At 47.1% G+C, this 5,508-nt stretch carries 3 protein-coding genes; all 3 read left to right on the plus strand.

Annotation, left to right across the window (positions count from 1 at the left end; genetic code table 11):
* Nucleotides 1–64 precede the first annotated feature (64 nt).
* The 3 genes from ACQY6Q_RS06475 to ACQY6Q_RS06485 are packed head-to-tail and all read left to right on the plus strand — an operon-like array spanning nucleotide 65 to nucleotide 4,855.
* Nucleotides 65–631 carry a TetR/AcrR family transcriptional regulator gene (locus ACQY6Q_RS06475; protein ID WP_427979282.1) on the plus strand — a complete coding sequence of 189 codons (567 nt, stop codon included), beginning with the start codon at nucleotides 65–67 and terminating at the stop codon, nucleotides 629–631.
* A gap of 19 nt (nucleotides 632–650) precedes the next feature.
* The gene (locus ACQY6Q_RS06480) at nucleotides 651–1,772 is read left to right on the plus strand and encodes an efflux RND transporter periplasmic adaptor subunit (protein ID WP_427979285.1); all 1,122 of its coding nucleotides are present in this window, start codon (nucleotides 651–653) and stop codon (nucleotides 1,770–1,772) included.
* Nucleotides 1,773–1,783: 11 nt separating this feature from the next.
* The gene (locus ACQY6Q_RS06485) at nucleotides 1,784–4,855 is read left to right on the plus strand and encodes an efflux RND transporter permease subunit (RefSeq protein ID WP_427979288.1); all 3,072 of its coding nucleotides are present in this window, start codon (nucleotides 1,784–1,786) and stop codon (nucleotides 4,853–4,855) included.
* The last annotated feature ends 653 nt before the right edge of the window (nucleotides 4,856–5,508 follow it).

Consider the following 5,508-nt stretch of genomic DNA (forward strand, 5'->3'; position numbering starts at 1 on the left):
TATTCATTGCATGTTTCATTGCTGCTTATATAATCGCCAACTCAAACCGTACTAGACATCTTTTATGATTACAGACAAACGCTTACGCATATTAATGGCCGCCGAAACCTTAGTTAGCCGTTTTGGTGTAGAGGGCTTGTCGATGCACCGAGTAGCCAAACAGGCGAAGCTGGCCACTGGAACTATTTATCTGTATTTCAAAGATAAAGACACCTTAATGAGCGAGTTACATGAACGTAATTTACGTTTGTTTGCCGAAGCATTTTTGGCCGATGTAGACTTCAATGCCAGTTTAAAACAGCAGCATCATCAATTATGGCGCAACGATTTTAGTTATCAGCAAAGTAATGCCAATGTGCAGCGTTTGTGGGCTCATTTAGAAACCTTGCCGCGAAATACGCGTCATAAACAATTAATCCAAGAGCTATTTGAGCCGGTTAAACTGTTCTTCGAAAAAGGTGTGGAGCAGGGGTGCTTTAAAGCCTTACCAAGCGAAATGTTGTATGCCTTGGCATTTGGTTCGTTATACGAAATCTGTCGTTTCTCGCATTTGCGGGATGTTAATTTTTCACAGCAAGACATGGATGTGGCGCTATTAGCTAGCTGGGATGCTATTACCGTACACCCTTAAGTGATATGGAGTAGGGAACATGAAAAAATGGATGGCAATCATGCTTGCCGTGGCACTTCTGCTATTTGGTAGCGTGTTTGGTTTTTACCACTTTAAGCAAAAAATGATTGCTCAATACATGGCAAATCTAACAATACCTGAATCGCCTGTAGAAGTGACAGAAGCCAAGGCTCAAGATTGGCAATCGATGATTGAGTCAATTGGTTTTATCGAACCCTTTCAAGGGGTGAATTTGAGCAGTTCGGTAGCCGGCTTGGTGGATAAGATTCATTTTGCTTCGGGTGATCGGGTGCAAGCGGGTGACTTATTAGTTAGCCTGGAAGCCGATGTTGAAAAAGCCAACTTGGCCAGTGCCGAGGCCAAGCTTCCAGCGATTAAGCGTCAATTGGAGCGTAACCGCACCTTGTTAGAGCGCGGCTCGGTATCGCAAACGCAGTTTGATGATTCAGAAGCGAACTACTTAGCCTTGGTTAGCGACATCGAGGCCCTTAAGGCCACCATTGAGCGCCGTGATATTCGTGCGCCCTTTGATGGGGTGATGGGGATTCGTCAAATTAACTTGGGTGAGTATCTGCAAGCGGGTAGCGATATTGCGCGTTTAGAAAATCTTGAACACATGTTGTTGCGCTTTATTGTGCCGCAAAAAGAGATTTCTCGAATTAGCTTGGGCACCGAAATTGAGCTGAATACCGATGCTTATCCAGAGCAGTGGTTTAAAGGCAAAATTACCGCCATTGAACCCACCGTTGATGTACAAAGCGGGGTGATTCAGGTGCAGGCTACCATTCCTAATGCCGATGGTTTATTGCGTTCTGGCATGTATGCCACGGTACGCATCTGGCAAGAAGTGCAGCCGAATCAGGTAGTGATTCCTCAGCAATCAGTGTCTTTCTCGCTCTACGGTGAATCAGTTTACGTGGTTGAGAAGCAGACTGCAGACGATGGCAGCGAAAGCTTAATTGCTAAGCAACGTTCGGTAACGGTGGCGGAACGTCGTGGTGATAGCGCGGTGATTGCTAAAGGCGTGAAAGCCGGTGAACAGGTCGTGGTATCGGGTCAGGTACGCTTACGCAATGGAGCCAAAGTGCGCATTGTGGAAGACAGCTTCCTACAACGCGACCAAAGCTTGCCAAAGGATTAGGAGCTTAGCTTATGAGATTTACCGATACTTTTATTCGGCGGCCGATACTCGCTCTATCCTTAAGCTTGCTATTGCTTATTGTGGGAGTTCAGGCGGTATTTAAGCTGCAAATCCGTGAATACCCAGAGTTAACCAATACGGTGATTACCGTTACCACCGCTTATTACGGTGCGCCAGCGGAGGTGATTCAGGGCTTCATTACTCAGCCTTTGCAACAATCGATTGCCGAGGCCGACAACCTAGACTTTTTAGAGTCAACGTCGGCCATGGGTAGCAGTACCATTACCGCTTACATGAAAACCGGTTCCGATCCCGATGCCGCCTTGTCGGAGATTATGGCTAAGGTGAATGCGGTACGGGCCAGTTTGCCCAGTGAAGCGCTAGACCCTAACATCGCGCGTTCTACCGGCTCTAGTACTTCTATTATGTACATCGCGCTTACCAGTGATGAGCTAAAATCGGCACAGATCGTGGACTACGTTAACCGAAACGTACAACCGCAAATGGTCACCGTAACCGGTGTGGCTAAGGCCAATGTGTATGGGCCAGCGTTGTCGATGCGGGTATGGTTGGACCCAGTGAAATTAGCTAACTACAAACTTACCGCTGCCGAAGTAGTGGGAGCGCTGCAAAACAACAACTATAGATCTGCCCCCGGACAGGCGAAGAGTCGTTTCTTCACTTATAACGTAGAAGCTGATACCGACTTAAAAACCAAGGCTGAGTTTGAACAGCTAATCGTTGCCCGTAGTGGTAGTGGCATTGTGCGTTTGAGCGATGTGGCCGAGGTGGAGTTGTCTGCGGCGCGGGAAACGGTGAGAGCCAAAGGTGATGGCCAAACTGCAGTGGTGGTGGCAATTGACCCCACTCCAACGGCTAACCCTTTGACGGTAGCCAAAGCTATTATAGACATGTTACCCGATATTGAAGCTAACTTGCCCGATAACATGGACATGAAAGTACTCTATGATTCAACCGAATACATCGAGTCTTCAATTAACGAAGTATTAAGCACCATTATAGAAGCTACGGTAATTGTGGTGGTGGTGATCTTCTTGTTTATGGGGAGTTTGCGTGCGGTATTAATTCCGGTGATTGCGATTCCTTTGTCTTTGGTTGGGGTCTGTTTGGCCATGCAGGCCATGGGCTTCTCGTTAAACCTATTAACCTTACTGGCGATGGTATTGGCGATTGGTCTGGTGGTGGATGACGCCATTGTGGTGGTGGAAAACGTGGATCGGCATATCCGTATGGGGATGAAGCCTTTTGACGCCGCCATTGTTGGAACCCGTGAAATTGCTTTGCCGGTCATCTCCATGACCATTACCCTAGCGGCGGTGTATTCTCCGATTGCTATGGTAGAGGGTTTAACTGGGGTATTGTTTGCCGAGTTTGCCTTAACCCTAGCTGGTGCCGTAGTTGTGTCGGGCTTTGTGGCCTTAACTTTGTCACCGGTGATGTGTTCGGTCTTGTTAAAACACAATCCTAATCCGGGTGGCTTTGAGCAGGGCGTACATAAGTTTTTAGATAAACTAGATAGCGGCTATGACAAGCTGGTTGGCGGGGTACTGAATAACCGTCCGGTGATATTGGTATTTGCCTTAATCGTAATGGGCTCGTTGTATCCTTTGTTGAAAATCATTCCTAGCGAATTGGCTCCAGCAGAAGATAAAGGCGCCGCGATGATCATGGTGACTGGCCCTGCCGGTGCGAACCTCGATTATATGGACGCTTATACCACCGAAGTGGGCATGAAGGGTATGGAACTAGAAGACATCGCCAGCGCCTTTACCTTGGCCGGCATTCCCAGTTCTACCCAGGGCTTAGGTTTCTTGAATACCACGCTGTGGGAACAGCGCACCATGGATCAAGATACTCTAGTGAAAGCGATTCAACAGAAATCTGCCGATATTGCCGGCGTGTCAGTGGCCTCGTTCCCCTTGCCAGTATTGCCCGGTGCCAGTGGTGGCTTTCCGGTGCAGTTTGTTCTGCAAGGCCCGGGGGATTACCGCACCTTGGTGAGTCTGGCTCAAGAGTTACAACAAGCGGCGATGCAAAGTGGTTACTTTGTCTTTAGTGACCTTGATACTAAGTTTGAAACCGCCACGCTAAACATTAATGTTAACCGTGATAAAGCCGGTGCTTATGGCGTGAAGATGGTTGATATTGCGAATACCTTAGGCACCTTAATGGGTGATGGTTACATCAACCACATTAACTATGATGGGCGCTCTTACGAGGTGATCCCTCAAGTTAAGCGGGTGGATCGTTTAAGCCCAGAAAGCATTGAGCAGTTCTATGTGAAAACCGTAGACGGCAGCGCCGTGCCACTGAGCAACCTTATTGAATGGGATTTACGTGGTCAGCCTGAGTCACTGTTGCAGATGAACCAAACTAACTCCATAACCCTGAATGGCGCGTTGATGCCCGGGCAAACCATGGGTGACGCCTTGGCCTTCCTTGAGCAAAAAGCCAATGACATTTTGCCTAAAGGTTATGGCTTTGATTACAAAGGGGAATCTCGCCAGTATGTGCAAGAAGGTTCGGCCTTATTTACCACCTTTGGTTTAGCATTGGCGATTATCTTCTTGGTATTGGCCGCTCAGTTTGAAAGTATTCGGGACCCAATTGTGATTATGGTTTCGGTACCTTTGGCGATTTGTGGTGCCTTACTGATGATGGGCTGGGGCTTAGCGACGCTTAATATCTATACCCAGATTGGTATGATCACCCTAGTGGGTTTGATTACCAAACACGGTATCTTGATGTGTGAGGTGGCCAAAGAACGGCAAATCCTACGTGGTGAAGATAAAATGACAGCAATTCGTCATGCCGCGCGGATCCGCTTACGCGCTATCTTAATGACCACTATTTCGATGGTGGCCGGTTTGATTCCGCTATTGCTAGCGGTGGGCCCAGGTGCTGCGGCGCGTTTCGATATTGGTATGGTGATTTGTGCCGGTCTGTCGATTGGTACTGTGTTCACCTTGTTTGTATTGCCGGTGATTTATTCTTACTTTGGCGCTAACCATAAACCAGTGCCAAGTGTGGCTCACCTAGAGGGTGAAACCGTAGCGGATTAATAACTATGTGTTGCACTGAAAGCCCGGCTAATTCGCCGGGCTTTTAAAAGAAACAAAGGCTGCTCTAGTAATAGAGCAGCCTTTGTTATATTTAAAGTCTATATAAATCAGCTGTATACAGAAGGGACTGTGAGAGGGACCGTACGGTGATTTAATATAAATTAGTATGTTACGTTTGAAATCCCAAGATTTTTCGATGTTATCTTCTAAAAGGTTTTTGCCTCATTCTGTGTTAGTAACGGGACAAAAGCTTTCGCCTACGGCGACGTCATTTTTCTTTGGCGAGCAAAGAAAAACGAAGCAAAAAGAAAGCTCGCCCTGCATCTTCTTAAACCCTGCGTTGCGCATTCTCAAGGGCGTTGAAGTAACTCGCTACGCTCAAACAGACTTCAACTTTGCTCCCTTGTTCATTTGCGCTACGCGGCGAAGATGATGGGATTTAAAAGCGTCATCTTGGCTATCGAGAGTGTGAGAGGTTTTTGTTTTTAGAATGGGTGTCTAGTTTATTTGTTCCCAACATTCAATACCGTGTTTCACTAAATGACGGTATAACCAAAATCCACAAGGGCCAGCTTCATAAACCACGCAAAGATGAGTAGCCAAGTCTTTGTATTTTTTGATAAGTTTGTTGATAGAACGAATATGGGTGGGAA

It is taken from the genome of Agarivorans sp. (assembly GCF_050295395.1).
GTDB lineage: Bacteria > Pseudomonadota > Gammaproteobacteria > Enterobacterales > Celerinatantimonadaceae > Agarivorans.

Coding starts and splice junctions, on each gene's coding strand:
- ACQY6Q_RS06475 (WP_427979282.1), top strand. CDS start 65: ATGATTACAGACAAACGCTTACGCATATTAATGGCCGCCGAAACCTTA.
- ACQY6Q_RS06480 (WP_427979285.1), top strand. CDS start 651: ATGAAAAAATGGATGGCAATCATGCTTGCCGTGGCACTTCTGCTATTT.
- ACQY6Q_RS06485 (WP_427979288.1), top strand. CDS start 1,784: ATGAGATTTACCGATACTTTTATTCGGCGGCCGATACTCGCTCTATCC.